General features: G+C 47.4%; 21 protein-coding genes. 14 read left to right on the forward strand and 7 right to left on the reverse strand.

Annotated elements, in window-relative coordinates; genetic code table 11:
• Positions 1-210: 210 nt before the first annotated feature.
• Both NYE58_RS03535 and acnA read right to left on the reverse strand, forming a co-directional pair.
• Complete coding sequence (locus NYE58_RS03535; RefSeq protein WP_341001088.1) at positions 211-495, reverse strand: hypothetical protein; 285 nt, start codon at positions 493-495, stop codon at positions 211-213.
• Between the two features lie 856 nt (positions 496-1,351).
• Positions 1,352-4,093, reverse strand: a complete 2,742-nt coding sequence (gene acnA, locus NYE58_RS03540; protein WP_038568617.1) for an aconitate hydratase AcnA — start codon at positions 4,091-4,093, stop codon at positions 1,352-1,354.
• 453 nt (positions 4,094-4,546) lie between these two features.
• Between acnA and NYE58_RS03545 the strand changes: the two genes are divergently transcribed.
• The 9 genes from NYE58_RS03545 (at position 4,547) to NYE58_RS03585 (ending at position 12,323) form a co-directional block, all read left to right on the forward strand.
• On the forward strand, positions 4,547-5,578 hold the full coding sequence (locus NYE58_RS03545) for an amidase domain-containing protein (RefSeq protein WP_405173572.1): 1,032 nt from the start codon (positions 4,547-4,549) through the stop codon (positions 5,576-5,578).
• 20 nt (positions 5,579-5,598) lie between these two features.
• On the forward strand, positions 5,599-6,690 hold the full coding sequence (locus NYE58_RS03550; protein WP_076220194.1) for a D-alanine--D-alanine ligase: 1,092 nt from the start codon (positions 5,599-5,601) through the stop codon (positions 6,688-6,690).
• A gap of 45 nt (positions 6,691-6,735) precedes the next feature.
• A complete protein-coding gene (locus NYE58_RS03555; RefSeq protein WP_036679853.1) occupies positions 6,736-7,053 on the forward strand; it encodes a hypothetical protein in 318 nt (105 codons plus the stop codon).
• Positions 7,050-8,057: a UV DNA damage repair endonuclease UvsE gene (gene uvsE, locus NYE58_RS03560; RefSeq protein WP_341001091.1), complete on the forward strand. Its 1,008-nt coding sequence runs from the start codon at positions 7,050-7,052 to the stop codon at positions 8,055-8,057. Before NYE58_RS03555 ends, uvsE begins: the two co-directional genes overlap by 4 nt.
• Positions 8,058-8,325: 268 nt before the next feature.
• Complete coding sequence (locus NYE58_RS03565) at positions 8,326-9,210, forward strand: inositol monophosphatase family protein (RefSeq protein ID WP_036679857.1); 885 nt, start codon at positions 8,326-8,328, stop codon at positions 9,208-9,210.
• A gap of 15 nt (positions 9,211-9,225) precedes the next feature.
• The gene (locus NYE58_RS03570) at positions 9,226-9,492 is read left to right on the forward strand and encodes a hypothetical protein (protein ID WP_076220195.1); all 267 of its coding nucleotides are present in this window, start codon (positions 9,226-9,228) and stop codon (positions 9,490-9,492) included.
• A 95-nt stretch (positions 9,493-9,587) separates the two neighbouring features.
• On the forward strand, positions 9,588-10,880 hold the full coding sequence (locus NYE58_RS03575) for a stalk domain-containing protein (protein WP_341001094.1): 1,293 nt from the start codon (positions 9,588-9,590) through the stop codon (positions 10,878-10,880).
• Positions 10,881-10,981: 101 nt separating this feature from the next.
• On the forward strand, positions 10,982-11,533 hold the full coding sequence (gene def / locus NYE58_RS03580) for a peptide deformylase (RefSeq protein WP_036679906.1): 552 nt from the start codon (positions 10,982-10,984) through the stop codon (positions 11,531-11,533).
• A gap of 169 nt (positions 11,534-11,702) precedes the next feature.
• Positions 11,703-12,323 carry a hypothetical protein gene (locus tag NYE58_RS03585; RefSeq protein ID WP_076220196.1) on the forward strand — a complete coding sequence of 207 codons (621 nt, stop codon included), beginning with the start codon at positions 11,703-11,705 and terminating at the stop codon, positions 12,321-12,323.
• 363 nt (positions 12,324-12,686) lie between these two features.
• Here the strand turns inward: NYE58_RS03585 and NYE58_RS03590 are convergent, their stop codons facing one another.
• Together NYE58_RS03590 and NYE58_RS03595 are read right to left on the reverse strand one after the other, a co-directional pair.
• Entirely contained in the window at positions 12,687-14,003 is a 1,317-nt protein-coding gene (locus NYE58_RS03590) for a glutamate-1-semialdehyde 2,1-aminomutase (protein WP_076307388.1), read from the reverse strand.
• A gap of 124 nt (positions 14,004-14,127) precedes the next feature.
• Complete coding sequence (locus NYE58_RS03595) at positions 14,128-15,174, reverse strand: LCP family protein (RefSeq protein WP_341001096.1); 1,047 nt, start codon at positions 15,172-15,174, stop codon at positions 14,128-14,130.
• 105 nt (positions 15,175-15,279) lie between these two features.
• Here NYE58_RS03595 and bcp point away from each other — a divergent pair, with 105 nt between their 5' ends.
• From bcp to NYE58_RS03615, 4 genes are all read left to right on the forward strand, one after another.
• Complete coding sequence (gene bcp, locus NYE58_RS03600) at positions 15,280-15,747, forward strand: thioredoxin-dependent thiol peroxidase (RefSeq protein ID WP_341001098.1); 468 nt, start codon at positions 15,280-15,282, stop codon at positions 15,745-15,747.
• Between the two features lie 123 nt (positions 15,748-15,870).
• Positions 15,871-20,154: an acyl-CoA dehydratase activase-related protein gene (locus tag NYE58_RS03605; protein ID WP_341004233.1), complete on the forward strand. Its 4,284-nt coding sequence runs from the start codon at positions 15,871-15,873 to the stop codon at positions 20,152-20,154.
• Positions 20,155-20,370: 216 nt separating this feature from the next.
• Complete coding sequence (locus tag NYE58_RS03610; RefSeq protein ID WP_076130529.1) at positions 20,371-20,823, forward strand: MarR family winged helix-turn-helix transcriptional regulator; 453 nt, start codon at positions 20,371-20,373, stop codon at positions 20,821-20,823.
• Positions 20,820-22,331, forward strand: a complete 1,512-nt coding sequence (locus tag NYE58_RS03615) for a DHA2 family efflux MFS transporter permease subunit (RefSeq protein WP_076106051.1) — start codon at positions 20,820-20,822, stop codon at positions 22,329-22,331. Before NYE58_RS03610 ends, NYE58_RS03615 begins: the two co-directional genes overlap by 4 nt.
• 84 nt (positions 22,332-22,415) lie before the next feature.
• On the opposite strand, the gene NYE58_RS03620 is transcribed toward NYE58_RS03615, so the two are convergent.
• Positions 22,416-22,721 carry a zinc ribbon domain-containing protein gene (locus NYE58_RS03620; RefSeq protein WP_052096752.1) on the reverse strand — a complete coding sequence of 102 codons (306 nt, stop codon included), beginning with the start codon at positions 22,719-22,721 and terminating at the stop codon, positions 22,416-22,418.
• Between the two features lie 95 nt (positions 22,722-22,816).
• The gene (locus tag NYE58_RS03625) at positions 22,817-23,758 is read right to left on the reverse strand and encodes a helix-turn-helix transcriptional regulator (RefSeq protein WP_076130530.1); all 942 of its coding nucleotides are present in this window, start codon (positions 23,756-23,758) and stop codon (positions 22,817-22,819) included.
• Positions 23,759-23,908: 150 nt separating this feature from the next.
• On the opposite strand from NYE58_RS03625, the gene NYE58_RS03630 reads away from it, so the two are divergent.
• On the forward strand, positions 23,909-25,171 hold the full coding sequence (locus NYE58_RS03630) for an MFS transporter (protein WP_341001100.1): 1,263 nt from the start codon (positions 23,909-23,911) through the stop codon (positions 25,169-25,171).
• Between the two features lie 14 nt (positions 25,172-25,185).
• Here the strand turns inward: NYE58_RS03630 and NYE58_RS03635 are convergent, their stop codons facing one another.
• The gene (locus NYE58_RS03635) at positions 25,186-25,854 is read right to left on the reverse strand and encodes a DedA family protein (RefSeq protein WP_076106058.1); all 669 of its coding nucleotides are present in this window, start codon (positions 25,852-25,854) and stop codon (positions 25,186-25,188) included.
• Between the last annotated feature and the right edge of the window lie 94 nt (positions 25,855-25,948).

A 25,948-nucleotide genomic window follows, 5' to 3' on the forward strand; every position in this document is an offset into this window, starting at 1 on the left:
GGTAATCAACAGCTAACTGACGGCTAGCTAATGGCTAACGGCTCCCCTACCTTGCGTTGGTTTGGTGAGCTTCAGTGAATATACGTTCCTTTGGAAGCCTCAGTAACTCGTAATCTGAGGCTCGAGCGTTTGAACCCCGGGTCTAGATAGGCAGAGGGACGGAGGGGCGGGAGGATGGAAGGACGGGAAGGTAGAGAACCCGCTATGAACCTATGAGCCAACGAACCTACGAGCCAACGAACCTACGAGCCAACGAACCCACCAACCAACGAACCCACGAACCCACGAACCAACGAACCAACGAACCAACGAACCTACGAGCCCACGAACCCACGAACCCACGAACCCACGAACCAACGAACCAACGAACCTACGAGCCAACGAACCTACGAGCCCACGAACCCACGAACCCACGAACCCACGAACCCACGAACCCACGAACCCACGAACCCACGAACCCACGAACCCACGAACCCACGAACCCACGTATCTCATAACTCGTACACAAGTAATCCCGGGTTGTTATTTAGATATTCCCTGAGGCTTCCGGACTTAGAAGACGCTATTTGCCCATTTAAAGCCTTTTGGGCATAGTTTCGGACCCCAGTGCAGCTATTCGGCAAAAATGGGCTCCTGTAGCGTGTTTTTTATGCCAATAGCGACTATGGAGTCCGATCGCACGCCAAAAGTCGGATAATCGAGCGTATAGAGTCATCTGAGTCCGATCGCGCGGAATCCTAAGCGTCCCCTGAGACGTGCGGACTCAGGGGACGCTATTTGCGAATTGACAGCCAGTTTGGCATAGTTTCGGACTCCAGTGCAGCTATTCGGCAAAAATGGGCTCCTGTAGCGTGTTTTTCATGCCAATAGGGTCTATGGAGTCCGATCGCACGCCAAAAGTCGGATAATCGAGCGAATAGAGTCATCTGTGTCCGATCGTGCGGAATCCTAGGCGTCCCCTGAGGCTTTCGGACTCAGGGGACGCTATTTGCCCATTTAAAGCCTTTTTGGCATAGTTTCGGACCCCAGTGCAGCTATTCGGCAGAAATGGGCTCATTCAGCGTGTTTTTTATGCCAATAGCGACTATGGAGTCCGATCGCACGCCAAAAGTCGGATAATCGAGCGACTAGAGTCATCTGAGTCCGATAGCATGGAATCCTAGGCGTCCCCTGAGGCGCGCGGAATCCTAAATGTCCCCTGAGCCTCACGCAGTAATGGTGAAGATTCCAAAGACAACAGACAGAGGCACCCTACCCGCCGCAAATTGGCTACTGAAACCACCCCATAAAAAAGGGACTGCTCACAGCCACACATGGCCGTGAAACAGTCCCTTTTTAAGTTACTTTAAATCTATTCTACCGACACCGCGGAAGAGTCTGTAGCATCTGCCAGCATCTGGCGAAGAACAGTCTGCAGGATACCGCCGTTGCGATAGTAATCAATATCGACTGTACTGTCGAGTCGTGCAATGACAGGGAAATCGAATTGTGTGCCGTCTTCACGGGTAGCCGTGACAGTTAGCTCTTGACTTGGTGCCACGTTGTTATCGAGACCAGTAATATTGAAGGTCTCGCGTCCGGTCAGTCCCAAGCTGCTCCAGCCGTGGCCTTCTTGGAATTGAAGTGGGAGTACGCCCATACCGACCAGATTGCTGCGGTGAATCCGCTCAAAGCTCTCAGCGATAACTGCTTTAACGCCAAGTAGAAGCGTACCCTTAGCCGCCCAGTCACGTGAGCTTCCTGTACCGTACTCCTTACCAGCGATGACGATCAGATTTTGTCCAGCATCCTGATAGAGCATGGAAGCATCATAGATGGACATAACCTCGTCGCTTGGCAAGAAGGTAGTAACGCCGCCTTCTGTACCAGGAGCTACTGCGTTACGAATCCGAATGTTAGCGAACGTACCGCGCATCATGACTTCGTGGTTTCCGCGGCGTGAGCCGTAGGAGTTGAAGTCTGCACGTTCTACACCATGATCGCGCAAATATTCGCCAGCAGGACCAGAGGTAGAGATATTACCCGCTGGTGAGATATGGTCGGTTGTTACGGAATCAGCAAGCAGCGCTAGAACGCGTGCATCTTTGATATCCTTAATGTCTCCCAGACCGTCTGCCAGATGTTCGAAGAATGGCGGATTCTGGATGTACGTGGAATTATCATCCCACTCATACAGCTCGCCTTGCGGAACAGGAATCGAATTCCAACGTTCGTTAGCGGTGAATACATTTTCGTATTTGCTACGGAACATCTCCGGACTAAGGGAGAGACCAATGGCTTCACGAATTTCAGCAGTGGTTGGCCAGATATCTTTCAGGAATACTGGCTCACCTTGCGGATCAAATCCAAGTGGCTCAGTCTGCAAATCGATATTTACTGTACCAGCCAGTGCGTAAGCAACTACGAGCGGCGGTGAAGCCAAGTAGTTTGCTTTTACCTGAGCATGTACGCGGCCTTCAAAGTTCCGGTTACCGGAGATGACTGCGGCTACGGTCATGTCATTGTCAGTAATGGCTTGACTAACTTCTTCAGGCAATGGACCGGAGTTACCGATACAAGTGGCACAGCCATAACCAGCCAAGTAGAAGCCCAGTGCTTCGAGTGGTTTCAGCAAGTCTGCTTTTTGCAGGTATTCAGTAACCACCAAGGATCCTGGAGTCAAGCTGCTCTTAACATAAGCTGGTTTGGTCAGACCACGTTCCACAGCTTTTTTCGCCAAAAGACCTGCTCCAAGCATAACGCTAGGGTTGGAAGTATTCGTACAGCTAGTAATAGCTGCGATTACGACTGCGCCTGTGCTGAGCTTGCTGGTAGTATCATTTTTGTGCTGTACTTCTACGACTTGAGCGATTTTCTCATCGCTGAGACCATAACCGCCTTTGTCTACAGGTGTACGGATAATACCTTCGAAATTTTCCTTCATATGCGTAAGTTCGATCCGGTCTTGTGGACGTTTTGGTCCAGCCAAGCTAGGAACGACAGAAGCTAAGTCAAGCTCAATCACATCGCTGAACTCAGGGTCTGGCGTATCCGAGGTACGGAACATCCCTTGTGCTTTGTAATAAGATTCAACCAACGCCACCAGATCATCCGGACGGCCCGTGCTGCGAAGATAAGCGAGTGTCTCGTCATCTACAGGGAAGAAACCGATAGTTGCTCCGTATTCTGGCGCCATGTTGGCAACAGTTGCCCGGTCAGCCAGACTGATGTTAGCAAGGCCAGGTCCGTAGAATTCGACGAATTTGCCGACTACACCCTTTTTACGCAACATTTCAGTTACTGTCAGTGCCAAATCCGTTGCTGTAGCTCCTTCGATAAGGCTGCCTGTAAGCTTGAAGCCCACTACATCAGGTGTAACAAAATAGAGCGGTTGTCCAAGCATTCCTGCTTCAGCCTCAATACCGCCTACACCCCAGCCCACAACACCCAGACCATTGATCATCGTGGTATGGGAATCCGTTCCTACAAGGGAATCTGGATAAACGACAGTTTCACCATCGATAGTTTTAGTAGTGGCAACGGAAGCTAAATACTCTAGATTTACCTGGTGCACGATACCTGTTGCTGGTGGAACTGCACGGAAGTTGTTAAAAGCTGTCTGTGCCCAACGAAGGAAACGGTAACGCTCCTCGTTGCGTTCGAACTCAACGTTCATATTGTATTCCAAGGCGTCTGCTGTACCGAAAGCATCAACCATGACAGAGTGGTCAATTACAAGGTCAACCGGGACAAGCGGATTGATCTGTTTAGGATCTCCTCCGGCTTTTTTTACAGTATCACGCATAGCTGCGAGATCCACGACTACCGGAACTCCGGTGAAATCCTGAAGCACGATACGAGCAGGGATAAATGGAATTTCTTTATTACGGTCAATGTCACCTGACCAATCGGCCAGTTGTTTCACATGTTCTTCAGTAATTGCCCGTCCGTCAAACTGACGTACAGCAGCCTCTAGTAGGACTTTGATCGAAAAAGGCAGGGAAGAAATAGAGCCCAATCCTTGTTCCTCAAGGGACTTCAGATCATAATAGCGATAAGATTTGCCGCCTGATTCCAGAGTCCGAGCCAATGAAAAATGATCCTTGCTTGGCATATATGCGCCTCCTTGTTTCGTCTAATGAAACCCAATTTCAAATTGCTTCTAGCTTAATTATAACGGTTACAAAGTGGGGAGTAAAGTTTTTTTTCCTACATCTAAAGCCCGAATTATGCCTGAGAAAATGCCAAGCTACCCTTCCATTGTTACATTGTATCGTTTCGGGATATTCTTTTTACCTCAAAAAGAGCCATTTAAAGGAGATAATACGAAAGAATTCACCGGAATCCTTGGTTTTACTTAATTATTAGGCAAAATACACACTGAATTTCTCTTCCTCAGTCATTAGGTGATAGGGTCCTCGTTGTCGATGTTGGATTGAGATGTCGGACTTGGGGTTAGAGTTTTTGCTTGAAACATCCTTAACTATTCAACCGATCTGTATAGCGGCCTGTTTCCTTTCATATACATAGAACAGCAGTTAAAAGGGAAAGAAGGGGCGCGAGTATAATGGAACAACAGTGGAAGCAAAGTCTTTATGTATATGTTGATCAAGTGAATAAGGCCAGGGTGGAGCCTAAGTCATCATCGCATACCGTTTCCGTATCCGTTAAAGATCCGCGTTTTCTGGTAGAACAAGGGGAGCGTTCAAGACGTCTTGCGGAGTGGTATAAAGAACGTGGGATAACTCCTTTGCGCGGAGAGACAGGGGTTAAGACTTTGCGGACCGTCCGGCAGACTCCGACCGAGGTAGTAGCAGAGGTTACACTGCATAGTGCGCTTTATTATGAAAAAGGCGGTGTTAACCACCGCGAGGATATTATCGAGCTGGAGCGGCTGACCTTTGTACGGGACGGCGGGGGCTGGGAGATTGCTGGTGTGGAACGAAGTGTCCCTGAAAGAAATACGGTTCATCGGGGAGAGGTAGAGCTATCGGGCAGACTATCCAAATGGGGAGAGGCTTTGCCGGCACCGCTGCCATCACAGCCCCTGCTAAACCGGAATGTTCTCGGAGAAATTGCAGGTTCACGAGAGGTTCGGTATAACCGTGAAGAAGCTGTGGCGTATGCCGACCGCTGGTGGAAAGACGGCAATCCGGAGTTCGAAACCTTCGAGGTGGATTGCACAAATTATGTCTCCCAATGTCTCTTTGCAGGGGGAGCACCTATCAACTATACTGGTAAAAGAGAAACGGGCTGGTGGTACAAAGGTTACCAAGGCAAACAAGAATGGTGGAGCTATAGTTGGGCTGTGTCAGACAGTCTGCAACGCTATTTGAGCGGAAGTCGGAGCAGTGGCTTGCGTGCGGAAGTCATGGAGCGGCCGGAGCAATTGATGCTGGGCGATATCATTCAATATGACTGGGATGGCAACGGGCAGTATCAGCACAGCACAATCGTCACAGCTTTTGATGCAGGAGGCATGCCGCTTGTGAATGCACGTACCGTTAGCAGCCGTCATCGCTATTGGGATTATCGTGATTCCTACGCATGGACTGATCAAACGAAATACCGTTTTTTTCATATTAACGACTACTTATAGTACAGAAAGAGGTTAAGGGAATGGGGAACGCAAAACTAACCGTAGGGCTGGTGTACGGGGGCAAATCAGGAGAACATGAGGTATCGCTACAGACGGCTTTTGCCGTGATGAACTCATTTGATTATGATAAATATGAGATTATACCTTTTTACATTTCAAAACAGGGATTGTGGAAGGTTGGAGAGAAGTTATCAGCGCCTTACAGCCAAGTGGAGCAGCTCAAGCTTGCAGAAGCGACCGAAGATATGGGCACAGCCCTGAACGTGGTATTTAGTGGATTATCCGGTGCGGACAAAACAGTGGACGTAATGTTCCCGCTGCTGCACGGCACGTATGGTGAGGACGGAACGATTCAAGGGTTGTTCGAAATGGCGAATATTCCTTACATCGGTGCTGGTGTTCTTGCCTCTTCGGCAGGTATGGATAAGGTGGTCATGAAGAAGCTGTTCGCTGATGCCGGTCTGGATCAATGCGAGTTTTGTTATTTCAACATCAGCGCTTGGAAAAGAAAACGTCATGAGTTGATTGTTGGTGTAGAGGATAAACTGGGGTATCCGGTATTCGTGAAGCCTGCCAATCTAGGCTCAAGTGTAGGTATTTCTAAGGCTGCCGATAAGGATAGTCTTGTAAAAGCTATTGATTTTGCTTTCCGCTATGATACCAAAGTTATTATTGAGGAGTTTGTGGATGCGCGTGAGGTAGAGGTTGGCGTGCTTGGAAATGATGAACCAGAAGCCTCTGTTCCGGGTGAAATCGTTTCTTCTGGTGAATATTATGATTACGCAGCCAAATATACGGACGGCAAATCGCAAATGATGATTCCTGCACCAGTGGATTCTGAAGTGGCCGATCGTTTACGGGAGTCCGCGATAGTTGCTTTTCGAGCGATTGAGGGCAGTGGAATTACCCGGGCAGACTTCTTCTTGCGAAAATCGGATGGTAAAATTCTAATTAACGAAGTGAACACGATGCCTGGTTTCACTCCTTACAGCATGTATCCGCTATTGTGGCGTGAGACGGGTGTATCTTATAGAGCTCTGTTAGACCGAATGATTGAGTTAGCCTTGGAGCGCTATAATTTTAAACAAGGCCTTAAGTACGACAACGAGTAATAGAAGCTATAGCGGGAAGATCCCGACTGGAAGGAGAGAAGAAACATGGGTTTTCAAACAGAATTCAACTCCGTCTGCAAATTCAAGAGTGAACAAGAGCTGTACGAGCTGCTGGAATATGGGCGCACCAAAATGGTGAAGCAAGGCTTTCGTGTGTATCCGACGGGTCAAAAGGTTATTGCTTACACCCCTGAGAACGTAGCTGTAGCCATTGTCAAAATTTCAGCCTCGATTGCAGAGATTAATTTTCAAGGGCATGAGGTTACCGCGGTAGAGATGGAGCTTGTGCGTAAGCTGAATGAAGAAGAGTCCAGAGTGCAGACGGCTTTGGCTGAGGAAATGTTTTTTGGAGCACAGGGATGATTGTCCGCTTCGGATATGTAGCGATGTCCACCGTTATCAAAGACTGCTCCCCATCTAAGACAATGACGATGGCCTCTTTTAAGAAGCTGGATGACCGTGAAGCGGCACTTCGGCGTTTGGAGAACATCGCTAGAATGAATCTGCATAATACGCTGCGGTTGATGAAGCATAATGTGGCTTCGGACATCATGGTGTACCGCCTCACTTCCAAAATCATTCCTCTGGCGACGCATCCGGATTTGCAGGACTGGAATCCGTTTGCGGTGCTCGCCGAGGAATTTGCGGAAGTGGGCCGATATGTGAAAAAGCACGGGCTGCGTGTTTCTTTTCATCCAGATCACTTTACAGTACTTAGTACACCCCGTCCGGAGGTGCTGATAAACTCCGTACGGGATTTGCAGTACCATGTGGACATGCTGGTTGCTATGGGGCTTCCTGCCATGGCGAAGAACAATATCCATATTGGCGGAGCTTATGGGGACAAGCCTGTAGCGGCGAAGCGATTCGAGGAGCATTTCCGCGCGCTGCCGGCAGCGCTGCAGGAGCGTATAACGCTAGAGAATGACGATAAGACATTTACAGCTCCGGAGACACTGGCAGTCAGTCAGAGCGTAGGATTACCGATGGTGCTGGATATTCACCACCAATGGGTGAATAATGAAGGAGAGCTCCCTTGGGAGCTGTGGCCTGACATTTTGCAGACATGGCGAAGCGAGCTAGCACAGAAGGACGTTCCTTCTGGAGAGCTTTTGCCGCCTAAGATTCATGTATCCAGTCCGCGCAGCCCGTCTGATCCGCGCAGCCATGCGGATGGCGTGGAACCTGCGCCTTTGCTGGCTTTTCTGAAACGTATTGCCGCAGATACGCCTGCTGTCGATGTTATGATTGAGGCGAAACTAAAAGATGGCGCGTTATTTGGATTGATGGAGGCTATGAAGGAGCTGGCTGAGGCTGGTAACGGAATTTCCTTATTAAATGGGGCAAGCGTGAATATTGAACCTTAAACAATGAAAATAAGGAGATAGGTCCCGAATACGGGTCCTATCATGACTTGATATGTAACTTGAAATAGGGTACGTTGAATGAAACTTTAATCGCTTATCGTCTTTATATGGACCTGGGGCATTTATGCTCGCAGATGAGAATTGGGTCCTCTTTTGGCGGAACTTTGGGAACTTGGGGAACGTTTTGACGTATTGCACGGTATTGTGAATAGGATTGCTTTAGAATTAAAGCCATTGGCGATTATGTTCAAGAAAGTGGAGTGAAGATATGAGTCCTTTAAATCCAGAGGGTAAGAATGAACGTGAACCCTATGTAGTAACAAGCAAGGGACATACGGCGGTGGCCATTAATGCGGCTGCCAAAGCAGGAGAATGGATAAAGAGCAGACAGGGTCTCGTGAAGGAGCTGAATACAAAAACTTCAGCACAAGATCTGGTTACGGAAGTTGATAAAGGCGTTGAGCAAATGATCCGCAGGCTGATCCTGACACATTTTCCCGACCATGCCATTCTCGGGGAAGAGGGGGTTTCGCCGGGAGCAGCAGCGGCTACCGCTGCATTGGAAGAAGCTCGTGAGCATGAATATTTGTGGATTGTAGATCCTGTAGATGGTACGACTAATTTCGTACACGGATTTCCTTTTTACTGTGTCTCCATAGCGTTGGTGATTCGCGGTGAACTAACAGTAGGCGTTATTTATGATCCGACTCGTGATGAAATGTTCGTCGCTGAAAAAGGAAAGGGAGCTTACATGCACGGTGTCCCTACCTCGGTCTCTACGGAGACTGATTTTGGAGACAGCCTGATTGCTATGGGCTTTCCTCCGGATCGTGAGTTTGCACAACCTGTGAATATGGCCGGACTGCAAAGTATTCTTCCGCAGATTCGTGGTATTCGTGCCGGAGGCGCGGCTGCTCTACATTTAGCTTATGTGGCGGCAGGCCGTGTAGATGGCTATTGGGAAGTGGGCTTAAGCCCTTGGGACTGTGCAGCAGGAGTACTGCTTGTACTTGAATCAGGAGGCAAGATTACGGATACCCTAGGACGTTCATATGATATTGGTACACGCCATGTAGTAGCAAGTAATGGCCACATTCACGAATATTTGGTTTCGTCACTGAAGAATGCTGAAGCAACAGGATATAAGCTTTAGGGAGGACGATACAGCATGAGTGAGAAGGATGATTTGGAACGCAAGCTGAGCGAAATGTTGGTAGATGGTGAGATGGAACAAGGCGATCGTACGGCTAAGGAAATCCGGGAAATCTCACCTAAATATGAAATTCGTATTCAGACTACGCTCGATCCTATTGTGGAAGAAACATTACGTTATCGTAAGATTGGATATGAGCTGGATGACCGTTATGATAAATATCTGGAGCGTGCAGGGCAGAAGTTAGAGTCAGATGAAGAGTCAGACAATAATAGCCAGTGATTTGCGAGGGGCGGTTTCCTGAATATAGGAGGCCGCTCTTTTGCGTTGCTATCCTGGATGGTAGAATGGAATTAGAACAATTTGGGAGGGATACGATGCTAGGCAATTGGAAAAAAATTTGGGCAGCTGGCATAAGCAGCCTGCTTTTGTTATCTGCGCTGATTAGCGTAGGAGCAGGCACGGCAAATGCGGCTGACACGACTGCGATACAAGACTCTGGGCAAGATGTCTTTCGCATCGTAGCTCTAGGTGATTCCATTACTGCTGGCTACGAGCCAGGAATGACGGACGTGAATACTAAGCCATACGGCTATGCGGAGAGATTGCTTGAGCAGGGCTGGTATCATGGCAGAAGTGCACTTACTAATTATGGTATTCTAGGGCTGACTACGGCCGGATTACGTAATTACACAGGAGCGATCAAGGATGGTTCAGTGATTACTGCTGAAGGAGTTCAGGCAGGTCTCCCAGATCCACGAATAGAGCAGTTCGTGAAGCTAACTCCGCAGATCGCAGCAGAGCTTAAGGAGGCTGATCTGATTACCATTACGATTGGTGGGAATGATGTAAGCAGTCTGTTCTTGCAGTTCAAGGAGCTGACGGATGCGGATTTCCAAACACAGCTGGACCAGCGGCTAGCGGATTATCAAACAAATGTGAAGGCAGTGCTGGAGAATATTCGTGCGGTAAGTCCGCAAACGACGATTATACTGGCCGATCAATATCAGCCTGCCCCTAAGGTTGCGCTTGGTCAAATGTACAACAGATTAATGACGGCAGCGGGCAAATTTACGGAAGCAGCGGATAGTGTAGCTGCAAGCGTGAACCAAGAGGGAGCGAAGGTGCTTGTAGCTCATGTTGCGGCTAAGTTTGCCGGGGTAGAAGGCTCGCTGACACATATTATTGGAGCAGGGCAAACTGATTTTCACCCGACGCAGCTTGGATACGAGACTATTGCTAAGGTCTTTGCGGAGTTACAATGGGGAGAGTATCGCGTTCCTACTGTAGCTACAATGGCTACTGCATCGGTACCGATGTCGATTGTAGTGAAGGGCGTGGAGTTGAATACACCCAATAAGCCTATCCTTAAAAATGGGCAGAACTTTTTGGCGCTAAAAGATATTCTAAATGCCGTGGGCGCAAGCGGGAAGTGGGTTAACAAAACCTCCAGCGCTACCATCGTGTATGGTGGAAGAACCGTTGTGATCACCATTGGCTCGAAATTTATTAAGGTGAATGGAGAGAACGTGGCTATTGATACTCCAGCTTTTCTGCAAAAGGTAGGCAAGGAGGACAAAACCTACTTACCCCTTGCCGCTTTGGCGACAGGACTTGGATTCGATGTTAATTACAGCAGCAAACTGCGAACTGCTTTCATAAATCCATAAAGCTGCATACTATACATCATAAGAAATTAAATTAAGCCCGTAAGGAAAAGGTGGATGGAATATTGTCTAGTTCAAAATATAATGCTGAATATATCATCACCATGGATGATATAGTGCGGGAGGGTCATCCCGTACTTCGTACCGTAGCACAACCAGTGGAGCTTCCATTACAGGCGGAAGATCGTGAGGCTTTGCAATGTATGCTTCAATTTCTGAAGAACAGTCAGGACCCGGAGATTTCCGAAGAATATAAGCTGCGCTCTGGCGTAGGTCTGTCGGCGAATCAAATCGGACTGGAGAAGCGTATGTTCGCGATGTATCTTACAGACGAGAGAGGGCGGGCTGTAGAGCATGCTTGGGTTAACCCTAAGATCATAAGCCACTCCTTGTCTATGGTGTACTTACCAGAAAGCGAGGGCTGTCTGTCCGTTGATCGTCCCGTGCATGGCTTTGTACCTCGGTATGAAACCGTGAAGGTGAAGGGTTATGATCTGGAGGGCAAGGAGGTTGTCCTTAAATTTAAGGGCTACCAAGCTATCATCATCCAGCATGAAATAGACCATCTCGATGGGATTATGTTCTATGACCGAATTAACAAGGAGAATCCGTTTAAGCTGCCTCAGGGCGTGGAGATCAGGAACTTATATGAGTAGGAGAGTAACTCTGAATTAAAAAGCGGGCGACCTTACAGCGTAAAGCTGATGGTCGCTTTTTTTTTACCTATCGGCAAGATTATAATATTTCAAATATTTTACAAATCAATCGGAAGGATGTACCCTTACAATTAATGGATTTAAATTAGTAATAAGAGGAGGGCGTTAAATGAACTGGAGCAGAATGCCAATTAGAGGATTCGCCAACGAATACAATGATGAGGTTAAAAAGATTGATGAGCAGATTTTGAGTCTGATTCAGGAACGTAAAGCTATAACAGGCAAGAAACGATTATCCCCTGATAGTAAGCTACTTGAGGAATGGGCAACTAGATTCGAGATGAATACTACTCAGATTGTGCAGCATTTGCACCTTATGAATGAAACTGTACCCAGAAGACAATATTGGGAAGAGCCTGGTTTATTGCTGGGAGTGCTTCCGATTGTGAAGCGGACGGTCGTTGAAGAATGCGAGTATATACTTACGCATGCTATGCAGTATGAAGCCTTCAGCATAGTTACTGTGGAAATCAAATATTTAAAAGAAGCTGTAGGACATATCCATCTTCGAACGGCTTTAACGCTTGAAGTGGCGGGTGAGAATGAATATGAAGTGCAGCCGCATGGTGGTCATGGAGGTGGAGCGCATACACAAATGCAATTCTTGGTCGCCCCAACGCTGCCGGAGCATCTGGAGGGTGTAGAGTTTTCACTAGTACCTGGGAGCGAGCAAATGTTAAGACCGTTAATGACTGAGATTACGTTGGACAAGCAGGTGGATTTTACATGAGAGCAGTAGAATATTTGGACTTCCAAACGCTGTTAGCGGATGAAATCCGTAGATAAAGGTGGTCACTATCGCTCACACTCTTACAAAACGATTCTTTGTTTAACCCCTAGACTATATACGGTGTGTTTCTGCTTTTTGCGGTGTGAGCTACAGAGTTATTAGGGAAAACTCCCTGAAAATAACCTATATTCTCTGTAAATGAACAGAATTAGGACCGTGGATGAGTAAAAATGCAGAGCAGCGATCCTCCAATATAGGAGAATCGCTGCTCTTTTAACATTTGCGGTTTATGGGACTGGGACAGCCCCTTAATCTATGCAGCTGTTATTCAGCTTATAGAGCACTGCGTTTCATAATCCATTCTTATTTCTCAGCCGCCATAGCGCGGAAGGATTCTTCAGCTGCGATAAGTGTAGCATCAATATCTGCATCAGTATGTGCTGTGGTCAGGAACCAAGCTTCGTATTTCGAAGGGGCAAGGTTAATGCCACGGTTCAGCATATGCCGGAAGAAGCTGGCGAACAATTCGCCGTCTGTATCCTGAGCCTCGTCATAATTCGTAACCGGATGATTACAGAAATGAGTGGAGAACGAACCACGGATGCGGTTGATTGTCAGTGGAATGCCATGACGGTCTGCAGATGCTTTAAGTCCATCGGCGAGGCGGATTGCAAGCCGATCCATTTCTTCGTATACACCCTCTGCACTCAGAACCTCTAAACAAGCAATCCCTGCAGAGATAGACGCAGGATTGCCCGCCATTGTGCCGGCTTGATATGCCGGTCCAAGTGGAGCTACCTGTTCCATAACATGCTTGCGGCCGCCGTAAGCGCCGATAGGCAGGCCGCCACCGATGATTTTACCAAGTGCAGTAAGGTCAGGAGTAATGTCCTCATGATTATCCAGCCCCGCATAGGTTTGTGTAGAACCATAATGGAAGCGGAAGGCAGTAATGACTTCGTCATAAATAACAAGGGAGCCATTATCGTGAGCCAGCTTGCAAAGTCCTTCGAGGAAACCAGGCTTAGGCATCACCATGCCGAAATTCCCCACAATCGGTTCAACCATAACAGCTGCGACATCTTCGCCCCATTTCTCCAGCGCCTCTTTCAGGCTGTCCAGATCATTAAAGGGAACGGTGATTACCTCCTGGGCGATACTGCTTGGAACACCGGCACTATCTGGAATGCCAAGTGTAGAAGGTCCTGATCCTGCTGCTACAAGCACCAGATCAGAGTGGCCGTGGTAACAGCCAGCGAATTTTACGATTTTGCTGCGTTTTGTATAGGCACGGGCTACACGGATCGTTGTCATAACCGCTTCGGTTCCAGAATTGACGAAACGTACTTTATCCATAGATGGAATGGCTTCTTTTAGCATTTTAGCAAGTTTAATTTCGAGCTGGGTTGGGGTTCCGTAAAGAACACCATTTTCTGCTGCTGTCGTAATTGCTTTGGTAATATGAGGGTGGGCATGGCCGGTAATGATCGGTCCATAGGCTTGGAGATAATCGATATATTCATTGCCGTCTTCATCCCAGAAGTGAGATCCACTGGCACGTTTCATAAATACAGGTGCTCCGCCGCCAACGGCTTTGAAGGAGCGGGAAGGGCTATTTACACCCCCAACGATATGCTGGAGGGCTTCGTGATAAAGTTGTTCAGATGTGGAGCGATTCATAATGTGATCATCCTTTCGATTGTTGGTGCTCAAGGGAACGGGCGAACAACGGTGTTTTCCGTTGTCCGCCCGTATTATACCAAGTCACTGCTTTGTGTACATGTGAACTTTGCTTGTCAGGCCCTTAATGGGTCCCGCCAGAACTGCTATTGGAGGTGTTCTCCGGTGTAGGGGTTGGTGTTGGCTCAGGACCATTTATGGTATCCTGTATAAATTCTTTTAGCTTCTTTTCGCTACGAATTCCGATAACCTGTGATCCGTCACTTGTAGTCTCCTCAGTGAGCAGATCCATTGGCGGAATTTGCTCACTGCCACCCATACTGCTATTATACCCTACGCTTGCCAGCTTCCACATATCATTAACTGACATATTGGTTTCAATATAAGGCGTAACCTGCGACAGGATATTTGGCAGCTTGACAATGGAGGTGGTGCTGATCAGCTTATCAGCCACAGCCTTGAGAAAACCGCGTTGGCGCTCGGTTCGAGTGAAATCGGAGGTAGCGTCATGCCGAAAGCGAACATATTGTAGCGCCATGTTGCCGTCAAGATGCTGATATCCTTTTTTTAGATCAATATCATATTCCGGACCGTCTGCAACGGTTTTGTAGACCATATCTTTTTCGACTTCATAATCCACACCCCCAACGGCATCAACCAGCTTGATGAATCCTTGGAAGTCCGTGTAGACATAATATTGAATTGGGATACCGAGCAGATCGCTGACGGTCTGCATCGCAGTATTAGGTCCATAAATAATCGCTGTATTAATACGTTTCTCGCCATGATCTGGAATCGGAACGTACGTATCTCTCAGTATTGAAAATACACTGATTTTCTTCTTCACAGGGTCAAGAGAAGCGACGAGCATTGTATCTGAACGGGGGATTTCCCCTTTCTTCACACCTCTGGCATCTACACCCATTAATAGGATATTAACAGGCTCTGTACCCTCCCACTTAGGAGGCTCAGGGGTATCGACATCAACGGTCTCTGCATTTTGAAAAGGTGAATCTTCAGTATTCGACATGCTACCAAGCTCATTGTAAATGGTTGTAATGTAGAAAATGGCCCCACCGGTAATAAGGAGGAGTATAATGGCCAGCGTCCAAAGCAGCGGTTTCTTTTTTGACTTACCAGTCTTTGCGTGCCTTTTCTTTCTAGGTGGCATTTCTCGTTCTTCCTTTCGCATTCACGTTGACTACATTATAATTTCTTTTGGGGATACGTGCAATTTAGGAATAATTCCCCAATCTTAAGAAGGAGTGGATATATCTTGATCGAAGTAGCTATTGGACAAAAAGTACCCAATTTCACTCTTCCCTCTTCCAATGGGTATGAGGTTAGTTTGAGTGATTTCTTGGGCCGAAAGGTCATCTTATATTTTTACCCTAAAAATATGACACCAGCCTGCACGCAGGAGGCCTGCGAATTTCGTGATGCTTTTGATCAAATCACGGCGGTGGGTGCGGTTGTTCTGGGCATTAGTCCGGACTCTTTGGCATCACACGCTAAATTTACAGAGAAGCATAGTTTGCCCTTTCCACTGCTGTCTGATGAGGATCATAAGGTAAGTGAAATGTTCGGCGTATGGCAGCTCAAGAAACTTTACGGCAAAGAATTTATGGGAATTGTGCGATCTACTTTTCTGATTGATGAGCAGGGGATATTAGTGGAAGAATGGCGGAAGGTACGGGTAAAAGGGCATGTCGCAAACACGATAGCAGGAATAAGCGAATCATAAATTTTACTAATTACTTTTTATAGATGTCTATTACATTTTTAACAGCTTATATAAGGTGTTGTCATGATATAGTTTCCTCATAATTGCTTCAAATTTGGAGCAAGAAGAGGTGGTGGAGTGATAATGCTGCATATTGGGCTTGATATCGGATCAACTACTGCTAAATTAGTTGTCATAGAGCGGGACATCATTGTTTATCAAGACTATGTAAGACATTATAGCGATATTAAAAAAGCGGCCCTCTCTCTTCTGTCTGATGTACGTGACAGATTCCCAGAGAGGGGAGCTAGGCTTACTGTAAGCGGTTCCTCGGGGTTGTCTTTATCCAAATTAGGTGGAGTTCCCTTTATTCAGGAGGTGATTGCCTGTACGCAGGCGATCAGTGCGCTGATCCCGGAATGTGACACGGCGATTGAACTGGGTGGAGAGGACGCTAAGATAATATATCTTCGGGGCGGCATTGAGCAGCGTATGAATACAGCCTGCGCGGGCGGAACGGGAGCGTTCATCGATCAGATGGCAGCGCTGCTGCAGACCGATCCGGCAGGCTTAAATGTTTTGGCGGAGAAGCATGAGCGAATCTATCCCATAGCTTCACGCTGTGGTGTATTTGCCAAAAGCGATGTACAGCCGCTGCTTAATGAAGGAGCGCGCCGGGAGGATGTGGCGGCTTCGATCTTTCAGAGTATCGTTAATCAGACGATTAGCGGTCTTGCTTGTGGACGTCCGATTCGAGGACGGGTGGCTTTTCTTGGCGGCCCGCTGACCTTCCTGCCTGCCTTGCGGCAGCGTTTTTCGGAAACGCTGGAGCTGGCGGAGGAGGATATCCTGTTCCCGGAACGCTCACAGTATTTCGTGGCGATTGGAGCTGCGCTCTCCGAAGCTGATCCAGTCGTATTGCCACTTTCAAGCTGGATCACGCGAATTGCGGCGGTTGATTTTACTGCGGATCGAGCTGCGGATGCTGAATTGCCTCCGCTTTTTGAGAATGCCGCTGAGCTTGCAGAATTTCGGCTTCGTCACGGCAAAGCCTCTGCAGCGAGATCAGATTTAGCCTTATATCGTGGACCTTGTTATCTAGGAATTGATGCCGGATCAACCACAACTAAACTCGTGTTAACCGGTTCGGCTGACGAAATTCTCTATACCTTTTATGGCAGCAACAAAGGCAACCCGCTGCATTCGGTCAGCGATGCACTGAAGGAGATCTACCGGGTTCTGCCTGAAGGCTGCCATATCGCAGGATCATATGTGACAGGGTACGGTGAGGGGTTAATCAAGGCCGCTCTGCGGACAGATGGCGGAGAAGTAGAGACTGTTGCACACTACAAGGCAGCTTCCAAGTTCATGCCAGAAGTAGATTTCATACTGGATATCGGTGGTCAGGACATGAAGTGCATCAAAATCCGTGGCGGTGCTATCGACAGCCTTATGCTCAATGAAGCTTGTTCAGCCGGTTGTGGCTCTTTTCTGGAGAGCTTTGCCTCTGCCCTCGGACTTGGGATCGAGGAATTTGCCAAAACTGCACTCGAAGCGACTCAGCCTGTTAATTTGGGCTCGCGCTGCACGGTGTTCATGAACTCTAAGGTCAAGCAGGTTCAGAAGGAGGGCGCATCATTAGCGGATTTATCGGCGGGTCTTGCCTACTCTGTGATCAAGAATGCTCTGCAAAAGGTAATTAAAATCCGCAATCCGGAGGACTTAGGGCGAAATATCATCGTTCAGGGCGGTACCTTCTATAATGAAGCTGTATTGCGCGCCTTTGAGTCCTTGACGGGGCGGACGGTGGTTAGACCGGATATAGCTGGCGTAATGGGAGCTTACGGCTGTGCACTGATTGCGCGTGAGCAAGCAGGGGTTAACGGATCCAGTACGCTGCTTGGACCAGAGGAGCTTGCCAGCTTTAAATATGAGGTCTCCTCAGGCCGCTGTGGCCGCTGTGGGAATAACTGTGCGCTGACGATCAGTCGTTTTCCGGATAAGAGCTTTTATGTGACCGGCAATCGCTGCGAACGCGGCGCAGGAGTCAAAAAAGAGAAAAATGTCCTGCCGAATCTGATGCAGTATAAATATGAACGGTTTTTTGAGTACGAGAGTTTACCGGAAACAGGGGCATGGCGGGGGACCGTCGGGATTCCGCGTACCATGAATATGTTTGAGAATTACCCGTTCTGGCACACTTTTTTCACCAAACTGGGCTATAGGGTGATTCTCTCCCCTAAATCAAGCAAGAAGCTCTTCGAAAGCGGCATGGATACGATTCCTTCAGAATCGATATGTTATCCTGCGAAAATGGCCCATGGACATGTGCAAAGCCTGATCGGTAAAGGTGTCGATTTTATTTTTTATCCAGCGGTGGTGTATGAGAAAAAAGAAGATGAAGCTGCGGATAATCACTTCAATTGTCCAGTGGTCGCCTCTTATCCCGAAGTCATTCGCAACAATATGGATGGGTTAAAGGACAATGGAATCAAGCTTGTCAGTCCATTCCTGACCTTCGATGATATTTCTGCGCTGACCAAAGGGCTGGTGAAGACATTTACCAGCATTCCGCGAGAAGAGATTGCGTCCGCGGTGCAAGCGGGACTTACAGAGGCTGATATCGCCAAAGGTGATGTGCGTACCAAAGGGGAAGAGACCCTTGTGTACCTAGCTGATACTGGAACCAAAGGAATCCTGCTCTGTGGGCACCCTTATCATGCCGATCCTGAGATTAATCACGGGATAGCGGATATGATAACCGGGATGGGACTCGCCGTGCTGACAGAAGATTCTGTCTGCCATCTGGACCACAGCGAAGGGGATGTGGCTGTTGTTAATCAGTGGACCTACCATGCCCGGATGTACCGTGCAGCCCGCCTTGCTGCAGTCCGCTCGGATCTGGAGCTTGTTCAATTGACATCCTTCGGCTGTGGGATCGATGCGATCACTTGTGATGCCGTACAGGATATTATGGAAAGACATAACAAGGTATATACATTGATCAAAATCGATGAGATCAGCAATCTTGGTGCAGCGCGCATTCGGCTTCGTTCATTGCTGGCGGCAATGCGTGAGCGTGAAAAAGGTAAGGTAGTGCCGCAAAAGCCGCCAAAAGTGCAGGCTAATGTGTTATTTACAAAGGAAATGAAAGAGACCTATACCATCCTTGCACCACAGATGTCGCCTATTCATTTTGAATTGTTTGAGCAGGTGTTTCGCGATGCCGGATACCGTCTGAAGATACTTGAGACGACCGGACCCGAAGAGACAGAAGAAGGTCTGAGATACGTTAATAATGATGCGTGTTATCCGGCAATTGTGACGATTGGCCAGATTCTGTCGGCGCTGAAAAGTGGGGAATACGATCCGGATCGTACTGCTGTGATTATGTCACAGACGGGTGGCGGCTGCCGGGCTACGAATTATATTTCTTTGCTGCGCAAAGCCTTAAAGGATTCAGACCTTGAACAAATCCCGGTGATTTCACTCAATGCTTCGGGGATAGAGAATCAGCCGGGTTTCCGTATCAGTCTTAAGCTGGCGAATCGGTTGATAGCTGCCGCTTGTTATGGTGATCTTATGATGCGGATGTTAAATCACTTTAGGCCGCATGAGGTTGTTCCAGGAAGTGCTGAAATTCTATTCCGCAAAGGGATGGAGCGTTGCAAGGCAAGCTTATCCAACTTTTCATTCCGAGAATACAAACGCCTGATTCGTGAGATTGTTGCAGAGTTCTGCAAGCTGCCCGTTACAGGTGTTACTAAACCAAGAGTAGGCATTGTCGGTGAGATCCTGATCAAATTTCATCCGGATGCCAATAACCGCATTATAGAGATGATCGAGGCAGAGGGCGGGGAAGCGGTAATGCCGGATTTCCTGGATTTCATTTTCTATTGTGTATATAATCCGATCTACAAAGCTGAGCAATTCGGCAAAAGCAAACGGCTCGGCTATATCAATCCCATGCTGATCTCTTATCTGGAAATTTACCGTAAGCCGATTAAGGTTGCCCTTGAGGATGCGGGGCTGGCTAAAGGACGGGAGAATATTTATGGTCTTGCCGAGAAGGCCAGCCGACTGGTGTCCGTAGGGAATCAGATGGGTGAGGGCTGGTTTTTAACCGCAGAAATGATGGATTTGTTGGATAATGGTGTGAACAACATCGCCTGTATTCAACCGTTCGCGTGCCTGCCCAACCATATCACCGGGCGTGGGATGATTAAAGGTCTTAAGGAATTATATCCGGGTGCAAATATCGTGGCGATTGACTATGATGCTGGAGTTAGCGTAGTCAACCAAGCGAATCGGATTAAGCTGATGATGTCAATTGCCAGCAGCCAGGAAGAGACTAAGCCATCTAATTTAAAACTGCAGGATAAGCCTCAGCAGCAGACTTTACCTGAAAGTTCATACAGCTTAACCTGAGCATTGTTCAGACGAAAAAGCGGGCCAAGGATCTACCTTGGTTCGCTTTTTTTATGCTTTGTGCACTTATGTATGATTTTCATGTTTTTCCTGCAATATAAAATTACCTTTCAGAAAGTTACAGCAAAATATTGACCGAAATTTAGTTAAGGTGTAAAATAGTACGCATGCGAACTATTAGATGGTCTAACTAATTAATTCTTTGGAGGTAAAGATTTGGAAGATAAGGAGCAGCAATTAGATGATATTTTCTCCTCTTTTCGCCGGATTAGCCATGCATTTCAGCAGCTGCTGTGGAAGGATGCTGAAGAGCTGGACATCACACCAACACAGTTGATGGTTCTCCGCAAAATATCTGCAAATCCCGATATTGGCATTACAGATCTTGCCGAGCTATTACATTTGGGGAACAGTGCAGCGAGCGGAGTAGTGGACCGGATGGTGAAAGCCGATTTGATCACAAGACAGCGCTCTGAGGTAGATCGGCGTATATACAACTTGGCGATTACTGAAAAGGGCAGAGAGATCAGGGAAAGAAGTAAGCAATCGCTCAGAAGACACTTACTTCCACTATCCAATATACCTGCCGAGGATGCAGGCGAATTACTTAGGATTCATACCGAAATCATTCAGATCTTAGAGCAGGGGAGAGACAAACAGAATTTATGAGTACAATTACAGGTAACGCTGCAGCGGCAACTAAGGGAATACGTAGAGGACCGATTATTGCAGCGCTCTTAATAGGTGCATTTGTCGCACTTTTGAACCAAACACTTCTTAATGTGGCATTGCCGAGCATAATGGACGATCTAAAAATCGCAACGAATACGGCACAGTGGCTAACAACGGGATTTATGCTCGTGAACGGTGTGCTGATACCGATTAGTGCGTTTCTGGTGGAAAAGTTTACGACCCGCCAGCTATTCATCACCGCGATGTCACTTTTTTCGTTAGGTACACTTGTCTGTGGAATCGGAACAGGCTTTGAAATGATCATGGTCGGCAGAGTCATTCAGGCGGTTGGCGCAGGGATTTTGATGCCGTTAATGAATATTGTGTTTCTTCGCATCTTCCCAATTGAAGAGCGGGGAAAAGCGATGGGGCTAATGGCGGTAGCCATGATTTTTGCTCCAGCTGTAGGTCCAACGTTGTCAGGGTGGGTAGTTCAGAACTATTCTTGGCGCGTATTGTTCTTTATCGTTCTTCCGCTGGCTATTCTTTCTACCTTGCTAGGTATGAAAACAATGCAAAATGTAGGGCAAACAACTTCTCCGAAGCTGGATAAAACGGGTGTTATCCTGTCTACCATTGGTTTTGGGGGATTGTTGTACGGCTTTAGTGATGCTGGAACCGATGGTTGGGGAAGTGCAACAGTCATTACCTGCCTCATTGTGGGTGTGATTGCACTGGCTTTATTCGTATGGAGAGAGCTTAAGGCTGAGACACCACTGCTTGAGTTCCGGATTTTCAGATACAATATGTATTCACTCACGACATTAATCAATATCATCATTACGATGGCTTTATATTCGGGTATGATTTTGCTGCCGATTTATTTGCAGACGATCCGTGGCTTTACGCCAATGGAGTCCGGTCTTATGCTGTTGCCGGGAGCCATTCTAATGGGAATTATGTCTCCAATCACGGGGATTATATTTGATAAAATCGGGGCAAGATGGCTGTCTGTGGTAGGCCTGATTATTACAGTAATTACGACCTGGCAATTCAGCCAGCTTACAGACAGTACGACGTATACGCATATGATTATTACTTATACGGTTCGGATGTTAGGCATGTCGATGTTATCGATGCCGATTGTAACGGCTGGACTTAACCAGCTTCCACAGCGTTTAAGCTCGCATGGTACAGCAATGTCGAATACGTTGCGGACGGTCGGAGGCGCGTTGGGAATGGCGTTGTTCGTCAGTCTAATGACCAATAAGACGAAGAGCACAATCACTGATACACTTATGAGCGGAACGGTTTCGTTAAACGATAAAGCAGCGATGCTTAAGCTTACGCAAGAGGCTACAATTAGCGGGGTTACGCATGCCTTTAACATTGCTACCTGGATCACTGTAGTTGCTTTGGTATTGGCTTTCTTTATTAAAAAGACTTCACCGCAGCCAGACTTCCTGAAGACGGAAGAAGTGCAGCCACAGCAGGACAATCAATAAAAAACTGGGTTAACAAAGAATGGAAAAAGGAGCGTCCTACGAACTGTTATGGTTCCGTAGGGCGCTTCTTTTGTTGTGATGCTATTAGTTAGCTGGAGACACAGCTGCAGGATCGCTCCAACGTTTCAGATGTGGCAGCTGCTCCGCGAGAAGTTTACGGGCAACATTCTCATCCATTCCTTCTTCGACCATATAGCCTGTACAAATGTCAGCCATTTCTTGCAACGTGATGTTAGGCTGTTTGAATGCGCCATTCTCATAGCAGTACACGCAGTAATCTTCGATCTTGTTGCCATTCTGGTCCGTTCCAAGCAATTCCGCCGTAGGCATTGGCATTCCACAGCTTTGACAAATTTTAAGATCTCCTTGCTCTACATGTTCATGTCCCATATTTAACACTCCTTTAAAGGTATGCAAGCTCTCGAGCGCCCGCTTTAAGTTCAGTATAGAACAATAAACCTGACGACATTCCGTCAGGTTTATTGTTAGGTTGTATATTTTGCTGCTATGCCTGCTGCAAGCTGCCCCAGCTTTTGCCGAATATGCGGTGGCTCTAAGATTTCTACATGCATCCCGAAGCTTAGCAGGAAACCATACAGCCATCCATCCTCAGGATAGTTGATGGTAACCTTGTAACCTCCATTACCGTCGGGCAGTAGCTCGGTAGAATCAAACCGCTCTTCCGCTAGATGTTTGCTTTCAGCCTTAAACTGCAAAACGATGGGTGTTGCTGTTGTTACGGTTGATCTCTGATACTCGTTGCTCCAAGGCAGCTCGCTTGCATCCACATCTTTTGCAATAAAAACTTGGGTATTCTTAACGAGCTCTTTCATGCGCAACAGCTTAAATAGACGGAAATCCTGACGATTGAGACAAAATCCATATAAGTACCATGCTTGCCCCTTCAGCACTAAAGTATAGGGCTCTACCGAACGCTGGCTTGTCTGACCCGCAGCATCCACATAATCAAAGTTTACGGTCACGCTTTCCTCAAGTGCTTCTTTTAGAGTGGCAAGCTTTTCTTCCAGAATACGTTGAAGACCCCATGGGGAGAAGTCGATGATGAGCTGAGTCGTTTTGCTGCGGAAGGCGGCGGATTGGGAGGGCGGGATTACGCTGCTGATTTTTTCCATGAGCAGAGTATGTTCATTTCCTCCATAAGACGAGACGCTCTGCAGAGCCGTGAAAATATCCGCCAGCTCACGATCCGTCAAAACATTGCGGTCCAGCCGGTATCCTTCCATAAGCCCGATCCCACCGTTCGCTCCCTGATAGGTAACGATAGGAATTCCGGCCCCATTAATGCTTTCAATATCACGATAAATCGTGCGCACAGATACCTCGAACATATCGGCTAGCTCCTTCGCCTGAATTAGGCGGCGGTTCATTAGCAGGATAACGATAGAGAGCAATCGATCTATTTTCAAAAGACAATTCCTTCTTTCCCGGAGATTTCCGTGAAGTAATGCTGTATTTCATCTTAGCAAATCCTTGAAAATAAAGCATTGTCATAAATTAATGATTCGATTAATATCTAATTAGATATATGTATAAATAGATGAAATGAGGTTTATTTTATGAATAATCACTCAGCTGTTGCGATGTTTAGGAGTCATAAGGGATATTCACGATTGTTCACAGCCGGCTTGATCAATGGAATTGGTGATCGTTTTACTAGCGTTGCAGTACTGGCGCTGGTTCTGCAGTTGACGGGATCAGGCATGGCGGTAGGGATTTCGTTAGGTGTGAGACTGTTTCCTTATTTATTTCTGGCCCCGCTTGGAGGCATACTTAGCAGCAAAATTCCACGCAAATATATCATGATAGCTACAGATATGCTGAGGGTCCCAGTAGCCTTAGCCTTTTTATGGGTGGATGGGGAGGAGAAGCTGTGGTTGTTATATATGGCAAGTTTTTTGCTGGCAGCGGGTGAAGCCATTTACAGCCCTGTTCGTAAGTCCACTATCCCCTTGCTCGTCACCAAAGATTCTCTGCTGACCGTCAACGGACTAGAGCAGTTAATGAGCGGCTGCGTGCTGATCCTTGGAGCGTTCAGTGGAGGGGTGGTGTCGATGTGGTTTGGTCCGGAGGCAGCGTTCATTATGAATGCAGTGTCTTTTTTAATCGCAGCGATGTTCATTTACGGTATCGATTTTCCACAACATACGGAAATGGTGACGGTGGCTAAGAAGGCTACATATTCTCCTGAGGGGGACTTAGAAAAATCCGATAAAGAAGCACAATACGGTCGGCTGCGTGCTCTGGGAATGGTAATTGGCGGAAGCTTAACGTTGCAGGTCATTTTCGGTTATGAGCTGTTGGTGCCGTTGCTAAATGGTCTGGATAATGTACTGATCAGTGTCTATGCGATACAGGTATTTCACGCGGGGGATATTGGAGTGGGGGCATTTTATGCGGCGCTTGGCATCGGTCTTAGCCTTAGTTTTTTTACCTCACGTTATTTAAAAAAGGGGCTGCTGATTGTAGCCATCGGAGGGCTTTTACTAGAAGGTGTGTTACTCATGGGCATCAGTGTCAGCAATCATTTTGCGGCAGCATTTATGTTATACATCCTGCTGTCATTTGCCGGGGGGACGGGGAATGCCTGTCTGGATACGCTCGTTATGCAGGAAACCCCATCTGCTATGCAGCCCTTTGTGTTTGGACTCCTGTCTGCAGTAGGAAATACGCTGCTGGGATTATCTATGCTGTTCGCCGGGTGGCTATTAGAAGGGGTGGAACCAAGAATGGTAGGGTTTGCTGGGGGAGCGGGATTTGCCATAGTTGCGCTTTTACTCGCAGGATACGCGGGGGTACGCAGCAAGAAAAAACGTACTTAAAAAGGGCGGTGGCTTCACCGTCCCTTGGAAGTTTTTTTAACCTGAGTCTGTAGCTTAATGGCAGCTTTGCGCGGGAACAGGCGGATGCTTATCTTTTTGCGGTAGCGATACAGGATTACAAGGGCAGCTATAGCTACACCGCCAGAGATAATCCATAGTGCATATAACTCGAATAAATGGAAAATACCCATCCACTGCGGACCAAATACCCGTCCTATGCCAAGAAACAGCACTACCCAGAATAACGCTCCACTATAAGCGTAGAGGGCGAATTTACGGAAGGGCAGCGCAACTATACCAGCAAAATAGCCGGTAAAGTGACGAACGCCTGGAATAAAATATCCGATGGAAATAAGGATACTGCCGTATTTCTCGAACCATTTTTGCGTTTTATCCAGCTTGGCAGGGGAGAACAGCAACCACTTTCCGTATCGCTGGATGAAGGGCATTCCGGCTTTTAAGCCGACAAAATAGGTGAGGGTCATCCCGGCTGTGGTCCCAGCAAACGCCACTAGAATCAACGTTATGAAATCAAGTCTTCCCGTATAGGAAAGAAAACCTGCAAAAGCCATGGTAGTTTCTCCGGGAAACGGCAAGGCAACGAATTCGAGCAGCAATCCAAAAAACAATACGCTATATCCATATTTGCTGAATAATTCTTGTATAAAGTTCAGCATTTCCATAAGATTCTCACTCTCCAAGGGGCAGTTGCCTTATTCTATTTTGAAGCTTGTCTTCATACAATCTACCAAATGGCTTTTGAGCCAATAGAATGCT

This window comes from Paenibacillus sp. FSL L8-0708, assembly GCF_038009325.1.
In the GTDB taxonomy this organism is placed as follows: domain Bacteria; phylum Bacillota; class Bacilli; order Paenibacillales; family Paenibacillaceae; genus Paenibacillus_AQ; species Paenibacillus_AQ odorifer.

Bases quoted from the DNA above. Each gene is read 5' to 3' on its own strand.
- NYE58_RS03635 (WP_076106058.1), bottom strand. From the start codon at position 25,854: ATGGAAATGCTGAACTTTATACAAGAATTATTCAGCAAATATGGATAT.
- NYE58_RS03575 (WP_341001094.1), top strand. From the start codon at position 9,588: ATGCTAGGCAATTGGAAAAAAATTTGGGCAGCTGGCATAAGCAGCCTG.
- NYE58_RS03565 (WP_036679857.1), top strand. From the start codon at position 8,326: ATGAGTCCTTTAAATCCAGAGGGTAAGAATGAACGTGAACCCTATGTA.
- acnA (WP_038568617.1), bottom strand. From the start codon at position 4,093: ATGCCAAGCAAGGATCATTTTTCATTGGCTCGGACTCTGGAATCAGGC.
- NYE58_RS03630 (WP_341001100.1), top strand. From the start codon at position 23,909: ATGAATAATCACTCAGCTGTTGCGATGTTTAGGAGTCATAAGGGATAT.
- uvsE (WP_341001091.1), top strand. From the start codon at position 7,050: ATGATTGTCCGCTTCGGATATGTAGCGATGTCCACCGTTATCAAAGAC.
- NYE58_RS03555 (WP_036679853.1), top strand. From the start codon at position 6,736: ATGGGTTTTCAAACAGAATTCAACTCCGTCTGCAAATTCAAGAGTGAA.
- NYE58_RS03615 (WP_076106051.1), top strand. From the start codon at position 20,820: ATGAGTACAATTACAGGTAACGCTGCAGCGGCAACTAAGGGAATACGT.
- NYE58_RS03605 (WP_341004233.1), top strand. From the start codon at position 15,871: ATGCTGCATATTGGGCTTGATATCGGATCAACTACTGCTAAATTAGTT.
- NYE58_RS03535 (WP_341001088.1), bottom strand. From the start codon at position 495: ATGAGATACGTGGGTTCGTGGGTTCGTGGGTTCGTGGGTTCGTGGGTT.
- NYE58_RS03585 (WP_076220196.1), top strand. From the start codon at position 11,703: ATGAACTGGAGCAGAATGCCAATTAGAGGATTCGCCAACGAATACAAT.
- def (WP_036679906.1), top strand. From the start codon at position 10,982: ATGGATGATATAGTGCGGGAGGGTCATCCCGTACTTCGTACCGTAGCA.
- NYE58_RS03620 (WP_052096752.1), bottom strand. From the start codon at position 22,721: ATGGGACATGAACATGTAGAGCAAGGAGATCTTAAAATTTGTCAAAGC.
- NYE58_RS03590 (WP_076307388.1), bottom strand. From the start codon at position 14,003: ATGAATCGCTCCACATCTGAACAACTTTATCACGAAGCCCTCCAGCAT.
- NYE58_RS03570 (WP_076220195.1), top strand. From the start codon at position 9,226: ATGAGTGAGAAGGATGATTTGGAACGCAAGCTGAGCGAAATGTTGGTA.
- NYE58_RS03595 (WP_341001096.1), bottom strand. From the start codon at position 15,174: ATGCCACCTAGAAAGAAAAGGCACGCAAAGACTGGTAAGTCAAAAAAG.
- NYE58_RS03545 (WP_405173572.1), top strand. From the start codon at position 4,547: ATGGAACAACAGTGGAAGCAAAGTCTTTATGTATATGTTGATCAAGTG.
- NYE58_RS03550 (WP_076220194.1), top strand. From the start codon at position 5,599: ATGGGGAACGCAAAACTAACCGTAGGGCTGGTGTACGGGGGCAAATCA.